The sequence below is a fragment of the Allobosea sp. NPDC055332 genome (genome assembly GCF_053645455.1).
On sequence record NZ_JBSHMO010000003.1, the window covers coordinates 289,711 to 314,091 of the forward strand.

At 65.6% G+C, this 24,381-nt stretch carries 13 protein-coding genes; 2 read left to right on the top strand and 11 right to left on the bottom strand.

The features are described from left to right. Positions 1–12 precede the first annotated feature (12 nt). The 8 genes from ACWIGM_RS17735 to ACWIGM_RS17770 form a co-directional block, all read right to left on the bottom strand. Positions 13–762: a LuxR C-terminal-related transcriptional regulator gene (locus ACWIGM_RS17735; protein WP_454027279.1), complete on the bottom strand. Its 750-nt coding sequence runs from the start codon at positions 760–762 to the stop codon at positions 13–15. 297 nt (positions 763–1,059) lie between these two features. Beyond that, on the bottom strand, positions 1,060–1,740 hold the full coding sequence (locus ACWIGM_RS17740; protein ID WP_454027280.1) for a LuxR C-terminal-related transcriptional regulator: 681 nt from the start codon (positions 1,738–1,740) through the stop codon (positions 1,060–1,062). 259 nt (positions 1,741–1,999) lie between these two features. After that, complete coding sequence (locus ACWIGM_RS17745) at positions 2,000–2,662, bottom strand: response regulator transcription factor (RefSeq protein WP_454027281.1); 663 nt, start codon at positions 2,660–2,662, stop codon at positions 2,000–2,002. Then, entirely contained in the window at positions 2,659–3,831 is a 1,173-nt protein-coding gene (locus ACWIGM_RS17750; protein WP_454027282.1) for a sensor histidine kinase, read from the bottom strand. Before ACWIGM_RS17750 ends, ACWIGM_RS17745 begins: the two co-directional genes overlap by 4 nt. After that, positions 3,806–4,363 carry a methanogen output domain 1-containing protein gene (locus ACWIGM_RS17755; protein ID WP_454027283.1) on the bottom strand — a complete coding sequence of 186 codons (558 nt, stop codon included), beginning with the start codon at positions 4,361–4,363 and terminating at the stop codon, positions 3,806–3,808. Before ACWIGM_RS17755 ends, ACWIGM_RS17750 begins: the two co-directional genes overlap by 26 nt. A gap of 936 nt (positions 4,364–5,299) precedes the next feature. Continuing rightward, on the bottom strand, positions 5,300–6,178 hold the full coding sequence (locus ACWIGM_RS17760; protein ID WP_454027284.1) for a glycosyltransferase family 2 protein: 879 nt from the start codon (positions 6,176–6,178) through the stop codon (positions 5,300–5,302). Continuing rightward, a complete protein-coding gene (locus ACWIGM_RS17765; protein WP_454027285.1) occupies positions 6,175–6,831 on the bottom strand; it encodes a methyltransferase domain-containing protein in 657 nt (218 codons plus the stop codon). Before ACWIGM_RS17765 ends, ACWIGM_RS17760 begins: the two co-directional genes overlap by 4 nt. Positions 6,832–6,920: 89 nt before the next feature. Further along, positions 6,921–9,824 (bottom strand): right-handed parallel beta-helix repeat-containing protein, encoded by a 2,904-nt coding sequence (locus ACWIGM_RS17770; RefSeq protein ID WP_454027286.1) that lies wholly within the window; start codon positions 9,822–9,824, stop codon positions 6,921–6,923. 217 nt (positions 9,825–10,041) lie between these two features. Between ACWIGM_RS17770 and ACWIGM_RS17775 the strand changes: the two genes are divergently transcribed. Next, positions 10,042–11,415 (top strand): lipopolysaccharide biosynthesis protein, encoded by a 1,374-nt coding sequence (locus ACWIGM_RS17775; RefSeq protein WP_454027287.1) that lies wholly within the window; start codon positions 10,042–10,044, stop codon positions 11,413–11,415. Then, positions 11,415–12,110 (top strand): 4'-phosphopantetheinyl transferase family protein, encoded by a 696-nt coding sequence (locus tag ACWIGM_RS17780; protein WP_454028019.1) that lies wholly within the window; start codon positions 11,415–11,417, stop codon positions 12,108–12,110. The genes ACWIGM_RS17775 and ACWIGM_RS17780 overlap by 1 nt, the downstream gene beginning before the upstream one ends. A gap of 26 nt (positions 12,111–12,136) precedes the next feature. On the opposite strand, the gene ACWIGM_RS17785 is transcribed toward ACWIGM_RS17780, so the two are convergent. The 3 genes from ACWIGM_RS17785 to ACWIGM_RS17795 are packed head-to-tail and all read right to left on the bottom strand — an operon-like array spanning position 12,137 to position 24,366. Next, the gene (locus ACWIGM_RS17785; protein WP_454027288.1) at positions 12,137–14,392 is read right to left on the bottom strand and encodes a condensation domain-containing protein; all 2,256 of its coding nucleotides are present in this window, start codon (positions 14,390–14,392) and stop codon (positions 12,137–12,139) included. A 7-nt stretch (positions 14,393–14,399) separates the two neighbouring features. Beyond that, positions 14,400–22,364, bottom strand: coding sequence for a hybrid non-ribosomal peptide synthetase/type I polyketide synthase (locus tag ACWIGM_RS17790; RefSeq protein ID WP_454027289.1), 7,965 nt, complete (start codon positions 22,362–22,364; stop codon positions 14,400–14,402). After that, a complete protein-coding gene (locus ACWIGM_RS17795; RefSeq protein WP_454027290.1) occupies positions 22,357–24,366 on the bottom strand; it encodes an amino acid adenylation domain-containing protein in 2,010 nt (669 codons plus the stop codon). Before ACWIGM_RS17795 ends, ACWIGM_RS17790 begins: the two co-directional genes overlap by 8 nt. Between the last annotated feature and the right edge of the window lie 15 nt (positions 24,367–24,381).

Consider the following 24,381-nt stretch of genomic DNA (forward strand, 5'->3'; position numbering starts at 1 on the left):
AGGCCAATCGGTTCAGGAAAGCCGGGGTGAGTTCACGATTTCCGGCCTTGCTGCCATCATCGGCAGGGGCTCGTCCTCAACCGAGACGGAGTCCTCGACCACCGGAATCCGGGTCACGGAGTTCTGCATGGCCCACATGGCTGCCTGGGTGCGGTTCCTGACCCGCACCTTCCGGAGGATCGCCTTGACATGGACCTTCACGGTGGCCTCGGCGATCTCCAGCTTGCGTGCGATCACCTTGTTGGATTCACCCAGCATCAGCCCTTCGAGGATGCTGACCTCCCGGGCCGAAAGGCCCTGGAACGGCGAGCCGTCGGCCCTGCGCTGCACACCCTGAAGGAGGCGCTGCGGTTCGACTGCGACCTCGGCGAGCTGCGACAGCAGATCGGGCGGAAAAACAGCGCCGTTGGCGATGACGACTTCCAGCGATGTGATGAGATCCTGCGCCGAGACGGACTCGACGAGATAGCCGACCGCTCCGAGCTGCATGGCGCGGCGCATCAGTTCGCGGCTGTCGCGGAGAGCGAGCGCGACGATCTTGGCGCTCTTGAACTGCCTCCGGATGTCGCCGACGATGGAACAGGACATGTCGTCGATCACGACGATGAAGAGGTCAGGTGTCTTCTGGTCTTCGCAGCCCTGGAAATCGAGGCTGGTCGATTTCTGGCTGACCCGGAAGCGCGCACCATCCAGCAATTGGGTGATTCCTTCGCGGAGCAGGGCGTTGTCGCTCAGCACGGCGGTCTCGATGATGTCAGCCATTGTTACTCCCCTTTACTCAAAACAAGACTGATGTCGCGGATGCAACCGGAGGCATAGGCTTTGGTTGTGGGTGATTTTTTGTTGGTTGGTGAGAGTCTGGACGCAATACGTGCAGACTAATCACTTGTGGGCATCGCGTGGCGACGAGGGATGCCGTACCCTCGGCTCGATGGTTAATAATTAGTTCATTCGGATGTGTTCGTCTTGTCAGGAAAATTACGATCCTGTCAGGGGAAACCTTACAACCGAGAGCATACGATGATCACGGAAGCTTGATATCGCCTTCGGTATAATACTTCAGGTTGTAGGATCGACTTTGAGAATTCGAATGAGATCCTTCGCCAAGACCGCCGCTTCGGTCCGGTTACGTACATTGAGGGTACGCATCAGGGCGGAGACATGGATCTTCGCGGTCGGTTCCGCGATATGAAGCGCTTGGGCGATTTCCCGGTTCGAGAGTCCGTCGGCCAGCAGCGCCAGGACGTCCTTCTGCCGGCGCGTCAGCCCGAACGGGTCCTGCTGCGAGCCGATACGGCGCTGTGGCGTTTCGCGAGAGCGATAAGCATCCGTGGCTGAACCGAACGGTGTGAGGCCGCGCGGTATCGCAAGACGCCCGGCGAGGGTCTCCTTGACCGCTTCGACGATCTCGTCGTCACGCTGCAGTTTCGAAATGAAGCCGTGGAATCCCTCGGCGACGTAGTGGAGGACCTGGTCGAAGGTGCCGTTGCTCGAGATGACGACATAGCGTGTCGTCGTAGAGGCTCGCTTGAAGTCCCAGATGACCTGCGGATCGGACGAACCCGTCAGGCCGAGGCTGACCAGTACAAGATGAATTGGCTGGTCTTCCATCAGGCTGCGCATCAGCCCGTCGAAATCCGCAGCTTCCAGGATCTCGGCTTGTGGCAGCGCTGCCTGCAGAATGGTGCGCAGGCCCGTGCGGTAGAGCGCATGTTCGTCGGCAACGAGGATCCTGATCATGTTCGCGCCGCCGCTCTGTCGCCTTTGCAATTGGGAGACGCAGCCGCATTGGTGGACGTCGCCCGGTCGCAGGCGGTGCCGGATATGGGCTCCTATCCCCGGAACCTGTCGTAGCGGGAACGGTCTTCCAAGTCGCGACGCTCTTCGGGAGATGCGGTTGCTTGGCGCGTGGCCATTGTTGTTTCGCTCACGCCAAGTTGAGTACTCCGCACAGGGCCAGTTGCGACAGTTGAGAGCACCGATGGCTTAGTCAGGTCCCTCAGACGTCGAGAATCCAGCCATGGCTGGCGCCGTACCGGATGATGTCGAGACGCGAGTGCAGCATCAATTTCTTGCAGGCTCGATAGCGGTAGGTCTCGACGGATTTGATGCCGAGGCCGACGCGTCGCGCAATCTCCTTGTTGGAGTGGCCGACGGCGGCCAGGCGCAGGACCTGCATCTCGCGGTAGGTCAGCGTTCCGTTCGTCGCCGCCGGAGACAGGCCAGGGTTTGGGCAAAGCTTGCGGATCCATTCCGAACGGAAATCTTCCAGCTCCGAGTCGATGTAGACACCGCCGCTGAGGACCGTCCTGATCGCCTGCGCCACCTTCTCGCTCGCAGAGGCTTTGAGGACATAGCCGCGAATGCCGATCCTCAGCGCCTTCTGGACATAGTTCGGCTCCTCGTAATGGGTGAGCATCACGATCTGGGTATCGGGCTTCTCCTCGAGGATGCGTTCGGCCAGTGCCATGCCGCTCATGCCGGGCAGGCCCATGTCGAGGACGGCAATGTCGGGGCGCTGGCTGCGCATGAGGATCAGCGCCTCGGATGCGCAGGTCGCTTGCCCCACCAATTCGAGATCGGGCAAGCCGAGCACGAGAGCCTGCAAGCCCGCCAGCACGACAGGATGATCGTCGACCAGTATGATGCGCGCCGTCGTCAATCAGGGCTCCGCTGCGGCTCGTAGGCCAGAGGAGCAACAGCCGTGACCGCTGTGCCCTTGCCGGCACGTGGGCCGATCTCCAGTGTCCCGCCGATATCGTCCATGCGCTGGCGCATTCCGCGGAGCCCGAGGCCGTCGCTGTTGCCCGGATGCGTCGACGCTGGCCGAATACCGGCTCCGTCATCGGCGATCGTGAGTGCGACCGACTCGCCCGCGAATTCCAGGGTGAGATCGAGCTTTCGTGCACCGAGCGCGTGTTTGAGAATGTTCGTCAGCGCTTCCCGCGCCACCCGATACAGCGCGCCCTCGACGGCGATGGGGAGCCGTGCGGGCTCAGCTCCCTTCGTTCTGAACGAGAGGCCAAGTCTCCCATCCGCGGCGAACGAGGCCGCCATGGTCTCGATGGCGCGGCTGAAGCCGAGTTCTTCGATGAGGCGTGGCCGGCCGCCGACGACGGCATGGTGGATCTTGCGCCCGACGTGGGCGACATGCTCGACAATCTCGTCGAGACGCTTTCTCGCTGGCCCTTTCGTGCCTTCTCGCAACCGTCGCAGCTCCATGAGGACCAGGGCCATCTCCTGTCCGGCATGGTCGTGCAAATCTTGCGCTATGCGCTCGCGCTCGTCGGCTCGGATGTGGCTGAGCTCGTCCTGAAGTTCGTGCGTCCGTGCCTCCACGACGCGTAGCGCTTCGGCGACGAAGCAATATTGCTCGACCAGCCTGAAGCGATCGCTGCGCAGTTCGTCGTATTGCTGCATGGCAAGGCGGCGTTGCCGCTCGGCCGTCAGGCGCCTCATCCGCTCCGCAGCGGCCGAAAAGCGTGCATCGAGGAGAGGAAACAGTCGCAGCAGGAGTGTGGCCGGTCGGCTTCGGCGCCGTGGGACCAGGACATTGCCGAAGCAGCGATAGTCGACGGTGCCATCAGGCCCGTCAAAGCTGACTCTTTCGATCAATGGCTGGCGCGAGCCCGAGCAGGCTAGAAGATAGGTCCGCAAAGCCTCGGTCCGGCCCGCGCACATCTCGATCAGCGACGAGGTCGTGTCCCCGGCATTGAGCACCTGGCTCGCGGCGCGATTGCGCGCGTGGACGCTTCCGTCGCTGAGGGCAATGATCGACGGCTCAACATAGGCTTCGAGGTCTAGCTCATGCCGAAGCTGTAGATGCATCATCGCGGAAATATTCCCTCGTATCCGGGCCCAGCTCGGTTCGCTTCAGATGCAGAACCACGCGGCAGGCACCATCGCCCCTGGCGATTGTTTGCTCGAGATCGACGGCAGCGTACCCAACCGCGTTGGCGGCCATCCGGCCGAAGATGTTCGAGGTCAGCATGCAAAGGGACGGATGATTCGTAGCCGCTTTTCCGAGAGGACATGCGCAATTGCTGAACACGACCTGGTCATCATCTTCTTCGATGAGGGAGAATGCTCCGCCGGCTCGGTTCTTCAGGTCGAGCAGAACGCCGATCAACTGATTGCGGCTGAGGTTCTGAACACCGAGAGCTGTCTTGTACTGCTGCTCGATATCTGCGCCCAGCCGCGCGGCGATGCTGCTGACATAGGCGCACGCATCTTCGACACCCGCGATCGTCTCCAGCAAATCGACCATGTCGGCGAGTAACGTGCTGAAAAGACCGTGATGGTCAAAATCGATGTCGAGCGAGCCGATGCTCGGCAATGTCGGGTTACTGACGGGCGGAGTCACGATGGCTGACCCTCCTAAACAGAGCGCCATCCAATAGAGGCGCCCGTGGTGTGTGTTGAGATGGTTCACCTTGAGGAAAAGTCGGCCCCCTTCGTCGTGAGTGCTATTCGATTAGTTCCGGGCTTCGTGCTTTGGTTCGTCATCGGTTCTGGATTTTATAAATTTAAATTCACCTGAAGATGAGAATAATATTTAGATCCATCAGGCGTATATCCGTCATAGAAACTCTAACGCTGCATCAGCATTCCATAATTAAAAAAAATAATCGATTATAAAAAATTTAAATTTACGTTTTTTGTTATCACATTTGAGTGAAGACTGGGTGTGCCGCGAGTTTGTCGACGGCTCTTGCCTCAGGCGGGCAAGTTAAAGGATATTCAAGGCCGGCCGCAGGCGGAGCCGGTGGGGTAGATTTAAAGCGATATCAAGGCTCGGAAGGCGTATCTTCAAATTGATAATAACAGCTTGTTGGAGGGCTGTCTGCCAAAATCTGAGTAGACCTGTATCAGTTGGATTTTTTACAACGTCAATTCTAATTCAGGTTGTATCTCTGGCCGCGGGTCGGCCGACTCGAGGGTGCGACGAATCCAGATCGGGATCGCAAAAGGGCAAATGGATTGTGCGGATGGGTAGTATAGTAACTTTTCTTCGATGCGGACCCAAAATATTGAAGGCCTCATTTCTGCAATGACCCATGTCAAGAGCGCCAATTGCATGTGTGCGATGCTGGCGATTGCGTCAAGGCGCGTGGGGCCGCGAGGGAGATTGTTCCATTTTGAACTTGTGATCGCGCCGGTATTCGCAATTGCAGCATTCTCGCCAAGACAGTGGCGATCGGCTCGACTAGGCCGGCCATTTCCCCTGCTGGCGCGCGTCGAAGGGCCGAACTGGTGCGATGCCCCTGCATTCTTGTGAACGGCCGTTCACATTCGCCGATCACGAAGCGATTGGATCAGAGCGGCGAACCCGGCGGTGAAACGGCTTATCTGCCAATTTCTTGAGCCGCCGCCACGCAAATGGCAGAAAACTCCGCTGGGCATGGTCTGCAGGCGTGCTGAGCACCAGACCGGGGTCGATCAGCATCGCCCCTCCGGTCTGGGCGGCGAGGCGGCGGTTGAAGGCGAGGTGCTCGCAAATGCTCGGGCCCTCCTGGAGGTAGCTGCCGAGGCGATAGGTGTCGGCGCGATAGAGACACAGGCCGTTGAAGGTCGAGGCGCACTCGATCTCCCGGTCGTCTGTCAGGGCGCGCTGGTGCGGATAGATGCGGGAACGGAAAAAGCGATAGTACTTGAAGATGTCGACCCGGCTTTCCGCTAGGTCATCGAGAAGCGTTTCGAATGATCGATGCTCGTCCTCGAATGCCAGGAGGTCGTAATAGTGCGGTCGGGACGTGGCCGACACGCCGACAACGCCGGGCCGGTCGAGTTTCGAGGCCGCCGCGAGGAGAGCGGATACCGTTGGCGGCGTGGTGAGGACGTTGTCGATGTCGAGAACGCAGACGAAGCGAGGTTCGACGCCTGATGCTTCGAGTTCGGCTTTGAGCCTTTCCCGGCCCAGCGCCATCCGTCTCAGTCGTTCGGGCTCGTCTGCCATGAACGGGGTCGGGACCAGGATGACTTTCCTCTGTTCCTCCGCCTGTCGAAGCAGCGCACGCGTTGTGTCCCGCGAACCGTTCTCGCCGACGAATGCACAGACGCTGACACCGTTGTCGCGAAGCCTGTCGAGGAAGTCCAGAAAGCGCGGGACGGTACGGGCGCAATCCTTGGCCAGAGCCAGGAAGGCGAAATCCCGGTGCATGGTGTCCCGCTGCTTCACGTCTCCCGGGTCCTGATGGCGATCAGCGATTTGGGGAGGAACAGGACGTTCTCGGTCAGGATCTCCGCGTCGGGAAAGAGCTCCGCGAGCTGAGCCCGGTCGAGCATCGAGGTGCCTTCCACGATCTGCATGGCTTGGTCGAGAGAGGCGGCCTTCGCATAGAAGCCGCGCGCCCTGCTCGACACCATCCGCCGCTGCAGCGGCTGCGGTAGCCAGTGCATCATCGGTGCATTGCTGTGCGGATCGAGCGGAAACCAGAAGTTCGGTGTCTGCACATAGTAGTTCGGAGCAAGCCGTCTGATCTCTGCTGCGACGCGCTTCATATCGGCCCAGCGGCCGACATGTTCAATCAGTGAATTGGAATGTACGAAGTCGAAGCTCTCCTCGCCAAACGCACTGACGTCGCGCGCGTCGCCCTGGACGACGTGAAAGCGCGGATCGGGCGAGGGGGTCTTGGCTTCGATGTTCAGGAGCCAGATCTCCACCCCCGAAGGCGGCAGGTCGAACTGCCAGTAATCGGCGTCTCCTCCGAGGTCGAGTATCCGGCACGACCCCCGCTTCCTGACCACGGCATCGATGATCGGGCGGACATAGGTCTTGAAGCGTTCTTCGCGGAACTGGGACCGGCGGAACGAGCGCGGGATCATGTTCATGAGTTCTTCGCCTCGCAATGACGTGCCGGTTCCCGGGCATGATCCTAGCGCTGGGCGTTCCGTCGGCAGCTTGGTCCGACGACGGAGCGTTAGGGCTTCTGGACTAAGCCGTTCTGGGCAGGCGGACCCTGATCGGCCCGGATGATCCGGCCGTTCGCTTCCTGGCCGAGATCGCGGAATCGTTCATAGGAGACCGGCTCTCCACCCCAGATGAAGAGCGGGGCATCGGTCGCCCGGTGCAGCACATAGATGTTGCGGTCGAAGCGGTTTCCGCCGGTTTCGATGATCCCGAAGTTCGGATTGGAATCGGGAACGTCACTCGCTCCGCCGGAGAGGCCGGAGTTTCCATCGTAGACGATTTCGTTGTCGTGCACGGAGTTGCGCGCCGTCAGGTAGAACAGCTTCTTTTGGCCGTCCCTCCGCTTGGGTTGATCGAGCCGTTCGCGGCCCTGGTCGACGATGATAATGCCAGTTCCGCCCGGGGCCACTGTGACCTTGTTACCGTAGACACTCACGCCTTCGGACGCTGCGATCTGGATGCCGGCGCCCCAGATCCAGGCGCTGCCCTGCTGGCCACCACGTCCGGTCCCGTTCAGGCGAACGGTATTGTTGCGGATGATGGCATCGAAGCTGATCTCGTAGAAGATGCCGGCGTCCGAATTGCGCTCGACGAGATTGTTCTCGAACAGGACGTTGCGGCAGTCGACGTCGCACCAGAGTCCCGAACCGTAATTATCGTGCACATGGTTGCCGCGCAGCGTCAGGCGCTCGACTTTGCCCGCCTTGACGCCGCCAGCCTCCCAGGCGGCGTCGAAGCCGTAGATGTTGTTCTCGTAGATTTCGTTGTCTTCGATCACGACATCGGAGCCGTTGGGCGAGATCCCCAGCTGGCCGTTGTGATGCACCTTGTTGCGGCGGACGATGCTCCTGTCGCCGGTCGCGATACCCGATCCGCTGTTGAAGCGGACCTCGTTGCCTTCGATCAGCCAGTCGGTGGCGCGCGGGTTCTCGTCGCCGAAGATCGCGCCCTGCTGGGCCGGCGTCGCATATTTCTCGACGATCAGGCCTTTGACGGCGACACCGCGCGCGCCCCGACTGTTGAACGCATAGAGGAGACGCGTCCGCTCCAGGGTCCGGCCGCGCGGATCGTCAGCAAGATAGCTCAACCCTGTCGCAGCATCGGAATAGACGCGGCCTGGCTGCAGGTCGGCACGGTCCGAGACCGGCTCCAGCGGTTGACCATCGAGAAAGAAGCGTCGCGGATCGTTGCAGCGGGCGCGATTGGCCAGGCAGGAGCCAAACGGCTTGATCCCGAACTGAGGCATGGCGGTCACCCAGAAGGAATCCTTCTGGCGAATGTCGGTGATCAGTTCGGCGCCGTTCAGAACAGCGCCGGGCTGGCCGATGAAGGTTTGCCGGTCCTTGGGCGCTACCAGCTGGCCTCGATGGGTGCCGGCCGCGATGCAGAAGGTTGCTCCAGGGGGAGCCTTGTCGACGAGCGCCTGAATGGATGCACCGACCGGGACCAGGATCGAGCCGGGCGGGCAGGGGGCATTCTCGGTGGCTTCGGAGGGAGGGCTGTCCAGCAGCGCCATCGCCCCGAGCAGGGCCGCACCGATGATGCGTGCGCCGCTGCGCGTCACGCGCTCGAAGCGCGCCGGGGCCTCGACGAGATGCCAGGCGCGGTAGACCATCAGCGAGCCGAAACCGATCCCGAACAGGATCCAGAAGGGGATGCCCAGCATCGGCCCCTCGAGCGCGACGTCGAAGGAGGCGTCGATGACGATCGAGGCGAGGTAGCAGACCAGGAAGACGAAGTAGCGCGCCCAGTCGAGGTCGCCGCGTCGCCAGGCGAGGTGGGCGGCCCGTAGCAGCGCCACGCTCCAGCTGCCGATGGTCAGGAGCCAGAGGGCGAGGCCGGGCACGCCACCGCGGGCAAGATAGGTCATATGCACGCTATGCGGACTGCGTACGGTCGGCCCGCCGCGTTCGAGCCCGACGACGAACCCGTCGGCCTCCGCCAGATTCATGCCGAAACCCTTGCCGGTCCAGAAATAGGGGCCATGGATGGTGTAGTCGCGAATGGCCTGCCACCAGTTCAGCCGCCATTGCTTGGTGCCGTCGAGATTGTTGGCGTCGCTCGATTTGGTGACGCTGGCGAGATTCTCGACGACGGCGACCGCGCTGATCGGGCGCTCGCCTCGGGGCAGGTCGATCTCGAAATCGACCGAATAGGCCAGGAACATCACGAGCGTCAGGCCGCCGGCGATGGCGGCGAGGCGGCCTATCTGGCCGGTCAGGACCATGGCCAGGACGAGCGGGACCAGCAAGGCCAGCATACCGCCGCGGCTCTGGCTGGCGATGAGCAGGGCTGCGCCGAGAGCGACGGCGAGCCAGGTTCGGCTGACCTTGCAAAGGCCGACCAGGACGAGCACGAGCGCGCCGCAGAGATGTGCTGCGAGCTCACCCGAGCGCACCGAGATGATCTCGACATTGTGGCCGGGCAGCTTCGGGATCGAGGCGAAGAAGAAGCGCGCGATCAGGTATAGGACGATCGCGATCGGGATCAGCACCCGCGCCTGTATCCGGAAGTAACCCATGATCTGGGCGATGCGGATCGGACGCTCAACGATCAGCGCCGCGACGATGAAGGCGAAGCCGCCATAGAGCGCGACCGCGCCGTCGCGCAGCGCGTCGACCCCATAAGCGCCGATGCCCTGCAGCGTCCGCAGCAGGACCCAGGCCATGAGCAGGGCTGCGATAATGGCCGGCACGGTGGTGAGCAGCGCGGTCGCGCAGCCCGTGGCGAAGAACGCGAGCAGCCCGAGTGCGAACAGGATCTCGCCCACGAAGAGTGGGGGCACGCCGAGATAGGCGAAGCTCTTGCCGAAGACGACATATCCGGCAAAGCCGAGCGCCAGGATCGGCAGATAGCGGTCGGTCGCCCGCCGGCCGGCCGCAACCTCAGTCGGTGCTCGCGATATCCCTCTCACCGCCATCCTCGGTCTGCGCTGCAAGTGCCGTCGCGTGAGGAGACTAGCCTTCGGCCAGGCCCAGACAGGATGGGCATCCGAGGTAGCCATGCCGGTGAGGCGGCCGGGCCCCCTCCTTCTGGGCAGTCCCGATGCCCAGCGTAGTGGGCGGGACGACGACGCTAGACTTCGGTCGGTGAAGATGTGGCTGGGCGATTGCCCGCGGAGGCTCCACGACATGCGGCGCTCGGGCAAGGTTGGCTGGGTGTTCGGCCTCCCGCGACAGGACGAACCCGGCGGCAAGGCGCGGGTAGGGATGGGCATGCGTCTGCGCTCGATGCGCGATCCGGCGCTGTCATTCGGCGATCAGGCACTGGCCAGCGCCTGCAATTTCCTGACGACCATCCTGCTGGCGCGAGCGCTGGGCCTCGAAGCCTTCGGGCTCTACACGATGGTCTGGCTCGCGCTTTATTTCGCAATGAGCCTTCAGCTCGGCCTCATCGTCAGTCCGATGATGAGCATCGGCACCAAGGAGCAGGGGGCCGAGGCCGAGGCCTATTACACCGTGGTCTTCCTCCACCAGGCGGGTTACGTCGTCGTCGCGACCATCGCGATCTTCGTCGTGCTGAGGCTTGCCGCGGGCGCACCGTCGCTCCTTGCCGACGCCGCACTACCGGGCGCCATGGCCGCGGCCTCGTATCTGACGCAGGACTTTCTGAGACGGTATCTGTTTGCCCGCCGGCGGCCGGCCGGGATCCTGCTGATCGACGTGATCAACCAGCTTCTCAGGCTCGGGACGCTCGCGATGCTCTGGCAGGTCGGATTGATGAGCGTCGAGAATGCTCTATGGGCCGTCGCCGGAGCCGCTGCGATTTCGACGCTCTGCGGTTTGCGCATGTCGGGGCCTCTGCTGTGGCGGCGGCAGATCCTGACCAGCGTCACCATGCGGCAATGGCGGTCGGCGCGTTGGCTTGTCCTGACCGGGTCGGTGCAGTGGGTGCTCAGTTATAGCGGGCTCCTGGTGACGGCTGGTCTCTTCGGGCCGAAAGTGCTTGGCGCCCTCAGGGCAGCGCAGAGCCTGCTCGCCGTCCTCAACGTGGTGCGCGAGGCGCTGGAGAACATCGTTCCGCCCTTGGCCGGGAAGGCGCTGGCGGAGGGCGGCATGCAAGGTCTCCACCGGACCCTTGTCCGCGCCATGCTGTTCGCCGGCTCTATCGGCGCCATGGCGGTTCTTGGCCTCGGCCTGTTCGGCCCCTGGCTGCTGCACCAGCTTTATGGCGGCGAGATCCTCGAATTCGACTGGGTCATCGTCTGGTACTCCTTCGCCTTTCCGATGGCGCTGCTGAGCCTGGTCCTCGGCTGTTCCTTCCGGGCGCTGGAGCGCACGCGGCCGGTTTTCCTGGCGACGCTCGTCGGAGGTTCCTTCAGCTTGCTTGCGGTTTATCCGGCTGCGCTCACCTTCGGCGTGGCTGGGTTGATCGCAGTGACCCTTCTGTCGGAGCTCGCCGCTCTCATCGTCCTGGCGATGCTCGCACTTCGGATCCCGGGTCTGCTGGCGAGCCCGCCCGTTGCGCCGGCCGGCGGCCGCATGATGACGGTGCCGGCGCCATGATGCCGCTGCCATCCTCTCAGGTGCATCTCTGGTGCTGCCGCGTTGATCTTCGCGCGGCGGAGGCGGCAGGGCGACGCGGGATTCTGTCAGAGGAGGAATGCGCCCGCGCCGACCGCTTTCATGACGGGAAGGCACGGGCCGCATTCATCGTGGCACGCAACTGGCTGCGGCGCGTCCTGGCCCTCTACATCCCCATTCCGCCGCCGCAGCTCCGCTTTGGCGAGACGGCATTCGGCAAGCCGTTTCTCGCCAACGAGTACAAGGGGCGGCCCATCGCCTTCAATCTCAGTCATTCCGGCGACCTTGCGATCGTCGCGGTGGCCGATGGCATGCAGGTCGGGGTCGATATCGAGCGCATCCGGCCGGTTTCGGCCGACCTCCTGGCAGGGTGTCTCGCGCCGCGGGAGTTCGCAATGCTCTCGGCCCTCAGGCCGGCGCTGCGCGAGGAAACGTTCATTCGTTGTTGGACACGGAAGGAAGCCTGCCTGAAGGCGATCGGCATCGGCCTCAATGGCTCGCCGTCGAGTTTCGAAGTCTCGCTCGATCCGCTCAGGGCGCGGCTTCTTGCCGTCGAGTCCGATCCGGCCGAGGCCGATCTCTGGCAGCTGGCCGATCTGGAGCCCGCGCCGGGGTATTGCGGTACGCTCGCCGCACGGCATCGTGGCTGGTCTGCCGTCTGGATGGCCCGGCCGTAGCTCTTGCTGGAGGCAAGAGCCGTCAGTCAATGCCGCGCCTGGCCTGTGGCCTCGACGATCCGTTCGGCCATCGTCCGTGATCCGGCTTCGGAGAATGCGCCTTCATGACCTTCGCCGTCGACGGCGAAGCAGGGCGTATCCGGCGCAAGATGGCTCGCCCAGCCGAGAGTGGCGTCCGGTGGCCAGCCGGGTGGGATCGCCCCGCTCCGGAAGATCAGGACGCGCCCGTCATAGGTTGGCAGCGCATAGCGCTGGACCAGGGCCTCGAGTTCGTCGGTCGTCCGCCAGAAATCGGCTTCGTCGGCCGCTTCCTCGGCCGGGCGCCAGAAGAACAGGCGTTTTGCCTGCCGGATAGCGGCAGTCGATTGCAGCCAGAACGACATGCGCGTCACGAAGCTGCGCGGGCCGGCCTGCCAGAACCGCCGGGCGAAGCGGCCGGCGCGTTTCAGCCTGAACCACAAGCGTGCGCTGTAGGGTTGCCGCAGGAAATAGCCGGGCGCCCAGCAATCGATCAGCGCCACCAGATCGACTTGCTTGCCGTTCGCTTCCAGTTGCTTGGCGACTTCCACGGCGATCACGCCGGAGCGGCAGAAGCCGGCGATCCGATAGCGGCTGTCCGGCTTGGTCGCGATGATCGCCTCGCAATAGGCCGCCGCGAGCTGTTCGATCGAGGCTGGCGCCGCGCCGTTCACCAATGGGTCGAGCAATTGCAGTGCCACGAAAGGCTGATCGGGGCCGAGTTCATGCGACAACGGCCGATAAAGACGCAGGTTGTGGGCGGTGTGGTTGAGCGCGAACAGGGTCGGCTGCGTGCCGGTCTGCTGCAGCCAGGTTCGGCGCAGCGCCGTGACGTCGATCACCGGCGGCTGGGCCGGAGTGGCCGGCAGCCAGAGCGGGGATGCGATCGGCAGCGAGCTGGGCGCGGGTCGCGGCAAGCGCGCGGCCGGGTTGGCGACGAGGGCTTCCGCCAGGCTTTCGAACTGCGCCGCCAGCTCGCTCGCGGTCGCTTCGTCATAGAGGTCGCGATGATACTCGCAGGTCAGGCGCCAGCCTTCCTCGCGTTCGACCAGGATGAAGTTGAGATCGTGGAGTGCGCCAGGCAGGGGCGAGGGAATCCCCGACAGCTGGAAGCTGTCATTGGCGAGCTCGCCGATGAAGGCGCGCTGGACGATGAAGTTGATCGAGACCGGTGGCCGGCTGGCGTCGCCACTGCTCGGCAAGAGCGGCACGAGTCGGTCGAACGGCCATTGATGATGATCGACGGCCTCCTCGAACGTGTCGCGGGCAGCCTGACAAAGATCGAGGAAGCTCTGCTCCTCGGAGATCCTGGTGCGCAGCACGAGCGTGTTGACGAAGGGGCCGACGATCGCCTCGAGCTCGACATCGTCCCGGTTCGCCATCTGCGTGCTGAGCACGAGGTCGGAGGCGCCGGTGCGTTGCCGAAGCAAGGTCAGGAGAACGGCATAAGCCGCTGAAAAGAAAGTCGTACCTTCCTTGCGCGCCAGATCGGCGAGCCCGGCGGTCAGGGCGCGCGGAAGCAATCGCGAGAGCGAGGCTCCATTCGTGCTGCGTGTCGCGGGGCGCTGGCGATCGGCCGGCACTTCGACGATGGGCAGATCGGCGAGTTGGCGCTGCCAATAAGCCTCCTCGCGCGCGAGCGGGCCGCCGGCCATGCCGTCATCGCTCCCCTCGGCGAAGTCGGAATATTGGAGAGGAAGTTCGGAGAGAACCGGTTCGCGGCCGCGGCCGAGCGCCTGATAGGCCGCGACGAAATCCTTGGCAATGATACCCATCGACCAGCCGTCGCTCACGATGTGATGGGCGACGACCAGGATGACGGCTTCGGCGCGGCTCTTGCGCAGCAGCGTCGCCCGCAGCAGCGGTGCTTCGGCGAGGTCGAAGCGCGTGCACGCCTCGCTCTGCGCGATGCGATCGGCTTCCCTGGTCCGGTCCGCCTCGGGCAGGCCGGACAGGTCGATCTCCGGCAACTTGAACGGAACCTGCTCGGCGATCGCCTGAACGGGGCGGCCATCTTCCAGCCGGATGGCCGTCCGCAAGGATTCATGACGGTTCAGGATCGCCTGGAATGCCTCCTGTGCCAGCGAAGCATCCAGATGCCCCCTGATCCGCCATTTGACGGCAATGTTGAGTGCTGGCGTGCCGGGGTCCTTGCTGTCGATCGCCCAATAGCGCTCCTGCGCCGATGAGCATCTTGCCGTCAGCACGATACGGTCCGGCTCGCGAAGTTGCGGTTCAGGTTCGCGCGTGAACTGGTTCGCCATGGCTCGTTCACCTTCTCTCGCGCTGCGAGACGGCACCCGGCTCGCCCTGTTGTTCTCCATCGCGCTGGCGTCGCCAGGGCCGCTTCCAGAACGTCGCGGCCGGGGCAGGCGTTTCAGGGACGGCCCCATCGGGAAGAGCTGCCGCGACGGCCGCGATCGTCCGATTCCGGAAGAAGTCCCGGGCGGCGACCTTGAGGCCTTCGCGGCGGGCGCGGCTGGTGATTTGGAAGATGCTGAGGGAATCGGCGCCGAGGTCGAAGAGGTCGTCGTCGACATCGATATCCTCGCGCCGCAGCACCTCGCTCCAGATGCGGATCAGCGTCTCTTCGACGGGCGTTCGCGGCATGGCCTTGTCGGCTGGCTTGTCAGGCTTGGGCGCCGCGCTCTGGGCGTCCGGCGCTGGAAGCGCGGCGCGGTCGAGCTTGCCGCTCTGGTTCAGCGGCAGGGCCGGCAGGCCGACCCAGGCGGTCGGAACCATGTAGTCCGGTAGTTCCTGCGCCAGCGCGGCCCGCAACTCGGTCGGCGGCGGGCTTTCCGTTCCGGTGACATAGTAGCAGACCAGCCTCGGCTCGCCGGGCACGTCTTCGCGCAGGATCACGGCCGAGACGATACCGGTCTTGCGGGCGAGAACGGCCTCGACCTCGCCGGGCTCGATCCGGAAGCCGCGCAACTTCACCTGATGGTCGAGGCGCCCGAGATGCAGGATGCGGCCATCGGGAAGATATTTGGCGCGGTCGCCGGTACGGTAGGCCTTCGCGCTCGCGCCGGGGTCGATCGGATTGTCGATGAAGCTCGTCGCAGTGAGCTTTGGATTATTGGCATAGCCACGCGCCAGGCCGGCGCCGCCTATCAGGAGTTCGCCGGGGATGCCGACGCCGACGGGCTCGTTGTTGCCGTCGACGACGTAGAACTGCGTGTTGGCGATCGGCAGGCCGATCGTGACGACCTCGTCGTCCGGCTGGATGCGGGCGACGGAGGACCAGATCGTGGTCTCGGTTGGCCCGTACATGTTCCAGAGTTCGCCGCCGCCTTCGAGCAGCTTGCGTGCGAGGTCGAGTGGCAGGGCTTCGCCGCCGCAGAGCATGCGCAGGCCCGGCCGCGAGCGGAAGCCGGCTTCGAGCAGCAGGCGCCAGGTCATCGGCGTCGCCTGCAGCACGCTCGCATCACTCTGCTGCAACCGGGCCAGGAGTTCGGCTCCGTCCCTTGCTTCGTCTGCGGTCGCGATCGCGACGCGGCCGCCCTGGATCAGCGGCAGCAGCAATTCCAGCGCCGCGATGTCGAAGGTCACCGTCGTGATGGCGAGCATCGTGTCGGAGCTGGAGAAGCCGGGCTCACGCGCCATCGCGAAGAGCAGGTTCGACAGCCCGCCATGGCTGATCTCGACGCCTTTCGGCGCGCCGGTCGAGCCGGAGGTGTAGATCACATAGGCGAGTTGATCGGGGGTGATCGCGGTCGTCCTGATCCCGTCGAGATTCGCCGTGGTCTGGTCGACATCGATCAGCATGAGCGCTTCGTCCGGCTCAAGGACTGCCGCGTCGAGCGGGCCAGCGGTCAGCAGGGCGACAGCCTCGGAATCGCGCAGGATGCGTCGGATGCGCGCTTTCGGCATGACGGGATCGAGCGGCACATAGGGGAAGCCTGCCTTGAGTGCGCCGAGCATGCCGGCGATCAGCGCCGGCGAGCGTTCGATCAGCAGGCCGACGCGGCTTTGAGCAACGTCGGTGCGCGCCGTCAGCTCGGCGGCGATCCGGTCGGCCCAGGCGTTCAGCGCGGCATAGGAGAGCTGCTGATCGCCACATGAGACGGCGATCGCTTCCGGCTGCTGCTGGACCTGGCGTTCGAAGGCCTGGATCGTGCCGTCGTCGCTCTGGAGCGCGACCTGCGTATCGTTGATGTCCGAGACGAGGCGCTGGCGCTCATCACCCTCGATCAGCGGCATTGCCGCGATGACCATGTCGGGATTGGCGACGAAGGCGGCGAGCAGCGTCCGGTAGTGGCCGAGCCAGCGGTCGATGGTGGCTGCGTCGAAGAGGTCGGAGCCGTAGCAGCAGTCGATCCGCAAGCCCTCGTCGGACTCGCCGATGTTGAAGTAGAGATCGAAGGTCGAGAAGGCTTTCGGGTTCGGCTCGGCGCTCGCTTTGACTCCTGGGCCGAAGTCGAGATTGCCGGCCAGCCGTTCGAGGTTGAACTGCACCTCGACGAGCGGCAGCCGACCGGACACCGGCGGGATGCGCAGCCGCTTCAGCAGCGCACCGAGCGTGAAGCTCTGGTGGTCATAGGCGTCGAGGACGATGCGCCCGACCTTGTCGAGATGGGCGCAGAACGGCTCGTTCGGATCAATGGCACCGCGGATGGGAAGGAAGTTGACGCAATGGCCGACGGGCGAGGGGCCGCCGAGTTGTGATTGCCCGGCGGCGGGGACGCCGATGACGAGATCGCGCTGGCCCGAGAGCCGCAGCAGCAGCACCTGGAAGCTGGCGAAGAGCGTGGCGAAGAGCGTCCGCCGGCGCTGTGCGCCCGCTGCCTTCACCTGGCGATAGAGCCCAGCCTCGATGAAGCTGGTGCGCGTGCCGCCATTGAAGCTGCGCGGCGCCTGCCGTGGCCGGTCGGTAGGCAGTTCGAGCGGGGTGGGAAGCTCCGTAAACATGCCGGCCCAGTAGGCCGCGGCCTCTTCCGTGCGCGGGTCCTGTCGGGTTTCGGCTGCGTAGTCCGCGAAGGGCATCGCTGCCGGCAGCCCGTCGACGCCGGAGCGGTAGACGGTCGCGATCTCGTCGAGCAGGATGTTCGTCGACCAGCCGTCGCAGACGATGTGGTGTGCCGACAGGATCAGCACATGCTTCTGCTCGGAGAGCCGGATGATCTCGGCTTCGGCTACGGGTCCCTGCACGAGGTCATAGGGGCGGCTCGCATAGGCTTCGATCAAAGCTTGCAGGGCTGCCTGCGGATCAGGCTCGCCGCGCAGATCGCTGATCGCAACCGGGAACGTTTCCGAGGGCGAAACCTGCATCGTCTCGCCATCAGGCGAGAAGCGCGCATGGAGGATCGCATGCCGGCCGGCGACCTGCCGGACCGTTTCGGCGAGACGCAGCGCATCGACGTCGCCGTCCAGCGTCAGGCTGACGGATTCGTTGAAGGCGGCGCTGGCCTCGGGGCCGGTCTGGTCCGATAGCCAGATTTCGGTCTGGGCCTCGGTTAGCGGTAGCTCGATCTGCGATGGCGCGGCGGGCATGTCCGGCGGCAGGCTCTCGCCCACCGTTCCAGGCAGCATGCCGTCCCGCCGCATCACAGCGAGACTGTCCTCGAAGGCGGCGATGATCGCCGCGATCTCGGCATCGCCATGCTGGGTCGTCAGGAAGCAGGGATAGTGCTCCTGGATGAAGATGCCGCGCGCCCGCAGATGGTAGTGCAGCAGGCTGCCGAGGCGGTGGTCGCGGCCCGGCTCGAAATAGGCGACGCTGCCATAGCTCTCGATCGGCACGTCCCAGCCGACCCTCGCGAAGGCGCGTCGCAGGGCCTCGACGAGATCTTGCATGCGCTGTGTCAGGGCGTCTGTCAGCGCCGGCCCTTTCTCCTTGAGATGCCTGAGCACCGCGACCGTTGCCGCCAGCGCCAGCGGATGCCGGACGAAGGTGCCGGCAAAGAAGGTGACGCCGACCTCCGGAACGCTGTCGTCTCCGAAGCGCCAGGCGCCGCCGTCGAGCGCGTCCATGAAACGCGGGGTGCCGGCCAAGAGGCCGACGGGCAGGCCGCCGCCGACGACCTTGCCGTAGGTCGCGAGGTCCGGCTTGATGCCCAGTAGGGCCTGCACGCCGGCGGGATGGACACGGAAGCCGGTGACCACTTCGTCGAGGACCAGCGCCGCGCCGGCCTTCTCCGTAATGGCGCGCAGTTCCTTAAGGAAGGCGACGGGCAGGTAGCCCGGCCGGCGGCTCTGGACCGGTTCGACCAGGACCGCGGCAAGCTCATGCGCATGCTCGCGCAGCCAGGTGAGACTCTCGTCGGTACCGTATTCTAGCACGGTCATGCGCCCAACGGCCTCGGCCGGAATGCCAGGGGCTGCGGGTACCGAACGATGCTGTTCGCCGACGCCGCGGACCAGGACTTCATCGAACTGGCCGTGATAAGCGCCTGAGAACGCTACGATCCGGTCGCGGCCGGTGACGGTGCGGGCGACGCGCATCGCCGCCATCACCGCTTCGGAGCCAGTATTGCAGAAGGCGACGCGGGCATGGCCGGTCAATTCGCAGAACAGCTTCGAGGCCTCGTGCGCCAGCGGCGATTGCGGCCCGATCGCGAAGCCGTCCGTCAGCTGGGCCCGAACCGCTTCGACGACGAAATCGGGCGCATGGCCGAAGGCGGTCTGGCCATAGCCGTTGACGAGATCGATATAGGCGTTGCCGTCGACATCCCAGATCTGCGCGCCCTTCGCTCGGGCGGAGACGATCGGATAGACCATCTCCTTCCAGTCGGCGGCGAAGCCGGAGACGGTGCGCGGGTCGGCCAGGACCGGGCGGTGCTGGTCGGCGAGCCGCTTCGAGGTCGCGGTCTTGCCGACATAGAGCTTGGTCAGCCGGGCGATGTGGGCGCGCTGGGCTTCGGTGAGGCTTTCGTTGCCCGTGCGGATCAGCGGCTTGAACCGTGCCGTCGAACCGGTGGCGGCGTTGCTCGCTGCAGTTTGGGGGGGCGGTGCCGGTTGGGGCTTGATGGCCGCTAGCGGTGGGACAGGCAAAGGCTGCAAGGCCGGCGCTGCGGTTGCGGTGACCGGCGCTGCAGTCTGGCCGCTCATGGCCTGGAGCTGACGCTCCATCAGGCGCGACATCACATCGAGCTGCTCGCGCATCAACGCGTCGAGGCCGGAGCCGACCGGCTGTGCGATGGTGACTGCGGGAATGGTCGCGGCGGGTGCTGGTGCTGTGGGCGCAGGTGCGGCCGGTGCCGTCGCCTGAACGATCGCCGCCGGCTTCGCCATCTCCTGCGGGCAGAGCTCGGCGATATGGCGCGTGACGTCGTCCACGCTCGGCAGATCGTCGAGTAGCTGGCGGAAGCGGATCTGGACGCCGAATGTCGTCTGCAGGCTCTGCGCAGCCTGCGTCAGCAAGAGCGAGTCGAAACCGAGCTCGAGGAAGCTCGCACCGGTCTCGTCCGCGCCGAAGGAGCGCCCCGAGAGGTTCTCGAAGATCGCTGCGACCCGCCCGCCGAGCTCCGAACGGCCCAGGGGGATGTCGGTGTCAGCTTGGGGAGCCATGGCCGGTTCCTGCTCGGGTTGAGTGGGAAGAGGTTGAACGGGGGCAGCCGCAGGCGCGGCTACAGAGGTGGCGGCCGACGCGGCCGGCGCTTCGACCCAGTGCCGGCTGCGTTCGAACGGGTAGGTCGGGAGCGAGACGCGGCGCGGTTTGCCGGCTGCCTGATAGGCCGACCAGTCCGGCGTGACGCCGGCGCTCCAGAGGCGTCCGAGCGCGGCGGCGAGCATGGCTTCGGCATCGCCCTGCGCATCGGGCAGGCAGGAGATGGCGGCCCGGCCCGCACCAGCACCTTGCAACGCGAAACTCGCCAGTGCGGCGCCGGGTCCCACTTCGAGCAGGATGGGCGAGAGGCTGCGCGCCAGCGTGGCGATGCCGTCGGCAAAGCGCACCGGCTTGCGTGCATGCCGCGCCCAATAGGAGGGGTCGGTGGTCTGTTCGGCGCCGACCCAGTCGCCGGTCACGCCGGAGATATAGGGCAGCTCCGGTGCATTGAGGCGGATGGCCGCGACCGCTTCGGTGAAGGGCGCGACCAGCGGGTCGATCATGCCGGAGTGGAAGGCATGCGAGGTCTGCAGGCGGCGATGCGTCGCCCCGCGCTGTGCGAGCTCTGCTTCCACCGCCTCGATCGCCTCGAATGGCCCGGCGAGTACGCTCATGCCGGGCGCGTTGATCGCTGCCAGGCTGACGCCGCCTCGTGCCAGCGCCGCGATCTCGGTATCGGGCAGGCGCACGGCCAGCATGGCGCCGCCGGGCAGTTCCTGCATCATCCGGCCGCGCCTGGCGACGAGCGAGAGGGCGTCCTCCAGCGAGAAGACGCCGGCGATGCAGGCGGCCGCGAACTCGCCAACGCTGTGGCCGATCATGGCGGAGGGCTGCAAGCCCCAGCTCATCAGGAGCTGGGCCAGCGCATATTCGACCGTGAAGATCGCCGGCTGCGCGAGCAGCGTCGCCGAGAGCCGCTCCGGATCGCCGCCATTGCTCGGATAGAGCAGGCTGCGCAGATCGAGCCCGAGCTCGGGTTTCAGCACCTCGCAGCAGAGGTCGACGGTCCGGCGAAAGACCGGCTCGCCCGCATAGAGCTCGCGCGCCATCTGCGGATATTGCGAGCCCTGGCCGGGGAACATGAAGACGAGATCGCCAGCTGCCGTCACCGCGGTGACGCGCTCGGCGTTCTGCTTGCGCAGAGCGGCAACGGCTTCGGCATGATCGCCGGCGACCACGGCGAGACGGTGCGGGAAGGGCCGTCGTCCCGTCTGCAAGGTGAAGGCGATGTCAGCCAGATTCTGCTCGGGCCGGGTTTCGAGATGCTCGGCGAGCCTGTCCCGTGCCTTGCCCAGGGCCGCTGCGCTGCGGGCCGAGAGCGTCAGGAGCTGGTTGCGGCGGGCCGGTGCCGCGGCTTCGCGCGCAGGTGCCTGCTCCAGCACGAGATGGACATTGGTTCCGCCGACCCCGAAGGCGCTGACGCCGGCGCGGCGCGGAGCGTCCCGCCCGGACCATTCCTGCTTGTGATCGGCGATGAAGAACGGGCTGTCAGGCAGTTCGAGTGCCGGGTTCGGCTGCGCCACGTGCAGGCTCGCCGGCAGCACCCCGCTGTTCACCGCGAGCGACGCCTTGATCAGCCCGGTGACGCCGGCCGCAGCGTCGAGATGGCCGATATTGGATTTGACCGAGCCGAGCGCGCAGAAGCCGCGATCCTCGGTCGTCAGGCGGAAGGCGGCGGTGAGGCCGGCGACCTCAATCGGATCGCCCATCGGCGTGCCGGTGCCGTGGCACTCGACATAGCCGATCGAGCGCGCATCGACTCCAGCAGCTGCGTGAGCCATGACGATTGCCGCGGCCTGGCCGTCGACGCTCGGCGCGGTGAAGCCGACCTTGCCGGCCCCGTCATTGTTGACGCCGACGCCGCGGATGACGGCGTAGATCTGGTCGCGATCGGCAACGGCATCCTCCAGCCGCTTCAGGACGACGAGCGCGGCGCCGTTGCCGAACACCGTGCCGTTGGCGCCGGCGTCGAAGGGGCGGCAATGACCGTCCGTCGAAACCATGCCGCCCTCCTGGGCGAGATAACCGCGCCGCTGCGGGAAGGTGATCGAGACGCCGCCCGCCAGCGCCATGTCACAGCCATGGCAGAGCAGATTCTGGACCGCCTGCGCGACGGCAAGCAGAGAGGTCGAGCAGGCCGATTGGACGGCGACGCAGGGGCCGGTCAGGCCGAGCTTGTAGCCGATGCGCGTCGCGGTGAAATCGGCGGCGGAACCGACCAGCAGCGGCAGGTTGCCGACCTGGAAGCCCGAGGTGTAATCGGCGATCGCCGTGCGGTCATGCAGCAGGTTCTGCAGCAGATAGGTGCTGGAGGTGGCGCCGGCGAAGACGCCGATGCACTGGCCGGGCGCGGCGGGATCGTAGCCGGCATCCTCGAGCGCTTCCCAGGCACATTCCAGCAAGAGGCGCTGCTGCGGATCGGTGAGCGCGGCTTCGCGCGGCAGCATGCCGAAGAAGGGCGCATCGAACTGGTCGGCGCTGTCGAGCACAGGCCGCGCCGAAACGAAGTTCGGGAGAGCACGGGTTGCTGCGTCGAAGCTGTCCTCGAGCTCGGCGGGAGCGAACCTTGTGATCGATTCCACGCCGTCGAGCAGGTTCTGCCAGAACCTGCCGATGTTCGCTGCGCCGGGAAAGCGGCCGGCCAGGCCGATGATCGCGATGGCACGCTCGGGAAGCGGGTCAATCATGCGAGCCGCCTATCGACACACTGTCAGGAAAGGATGCGGGCAGGCCGCGCGAGCGCAGCCCGCGCTCGCGCGCCGCGGCGAGACTGCCGAGGGCGCCGGGCTTCTGCGGTGTCAGGTGGCCGGCCAGCGCCCGCACATTCGGGTAGCGGTAGAGGTCGACCAAGGCGAACCAGGGCAGATCGCGAACCAGGCGCCGGTGAAGCTCGGCGACGAGCAGGGAATTGCCGCCGAGATCGAAGAAATTGTCGTCGATGCCGACGATGTCGATCTGGAAGACGTCGGCGATGGCATCCGCGAACCGCCGCTCCAGTGCACTACGGGGCGTGGCATAGGGTGCGGCGGTCTCCGGCCGCGCACGGCTCGGCGCCGGCAGCGCCGCGCGGTCGAGCTTGCCGTTCACGGTCAGCGGGAGATCGGGCACGAAGACGAAGGCGGCCGGCACCATGTGCTCCGGCAGGGTCTCGCCGAGATGGGCCTTCAGCACCGCTGGCGAGGGACGCTCCGCACCATCAGCCACGAGATAGCCGACCAGCCGCTCGTTCCCGTCGTCGCAGCGGAGCAGTACCGCGGCCTGCCTGATGCCGGGATGGGCCATCAGCGCCGTCTCGATCTCGCCGAGCTCGACGCGGAAGCCGCGGATCTTCACCTGCTGGTCGGCCCGCCCGAGATATTCGTAATCGTCGCCGTCGACCTGGCGGGCGAGATCGCCGGAGCGATAGAGCCGGGCGCCGGGCTTTTCCGGATGCGGAACGAAGCGTGCGGCGTTGAGCTCGGGCCGGTTCAGATAGCCGCGGGCGAGCCCGGCTCCCGCGACGAAGATCTCGCCGATCTCGCCTCGCGGTACCGGACGCATGGTCTCGGCGTCGAGCAGCATGAGGTCCAGGTCCGGGATCGGCCGCCCGATCAGGCTCGACCGCTGATCCACATCCGCGGGGGAGAGGGGGCGATAGGTGACGTGCACCGTCGTTTCCGTGATCCCGTACATGTTGACGAGATGCGTGTGCTCGCCGCGGCGCTGGTACCAGCCTGCGAGGCGGCGCGGATCCAGTGCCTCGCCGCCGAAGATGACCAGTCGCAAGGAGAGCCGATCGCGTCCGCCGCGGTCATGATCGGCGCGGTCGAGGGCGGCGAAGGCGGAGGGGGTCTGATTGAGCACCGTGACGCCTTCCTCGGCGAGCAGGCGCAAAAAAGCGGCGGGGTCCCGCGTCGTGCTCTCCGGCACGATCACGAGACGCCCGCCGTGGAGCAGCGCCCCCCAGATCTCCCAGACCGAGAAGTCGAAGGAGACGGAATGGAACAAGGTCCAGACATCGCCGGGCCGGAAGCCGAACCAGACGTCCGTCGCACTGAAGAGCCGCGTCACCGCGGCGTGCTCGATGGCGACGCCCTTCGGCTTGCCGGTCGAGCCGGAGGTGTAGATCACATAGGCGAGGTCACCGGCCGCCGCTGCGCGTCGCGCCGGTGGGGTGTGGAGTGCATCCGCCTCGCCTGGCTGATGCGGATCGAGCCGCTGCCGGCCGGGCGGCAGCCAGTCGGCGTGGCCGGAGGTGATGATGATCGCGGCGTCGGCGTCTTCGACCATGAAGGCGAGCCGCTCGCCCGGATAGGCCGGGTCGAGCGGCAGATAGGCGGCGCCGCTCTTCAGGATCGCGACCAGTGCGACGATCAGGTCGAGCGAACGCGGCAGGCAGAGTCCGACGATCGCGCCCGGCCCGGCGCCCATCGCGGTCAGCCGTTGGGCCAGCTGCTCGGCGCGTTCGTCGAGTTCGGCATAGGAGAGATGGGCCGGCCCCAGGGAGAGCGCGACGGCGCGCGGCTGTGCGGCGACCTGTGCAGCGAAGAGGTCGACCAGGGTCGCCGGCGCTGATGGCGCGGTTCGCGATGCCTTTTGCCGGGCGGCTGGTTGGCGGGCGGCTCCAGCGAAGTCGGGAGCGGCGGACGCCCGAGGCCGGCTACGACGCGAAGCCGGGCGGGCAGCTTTCCTGTCGATGGTCTGTGTCATGCAGGAAAGGCTATG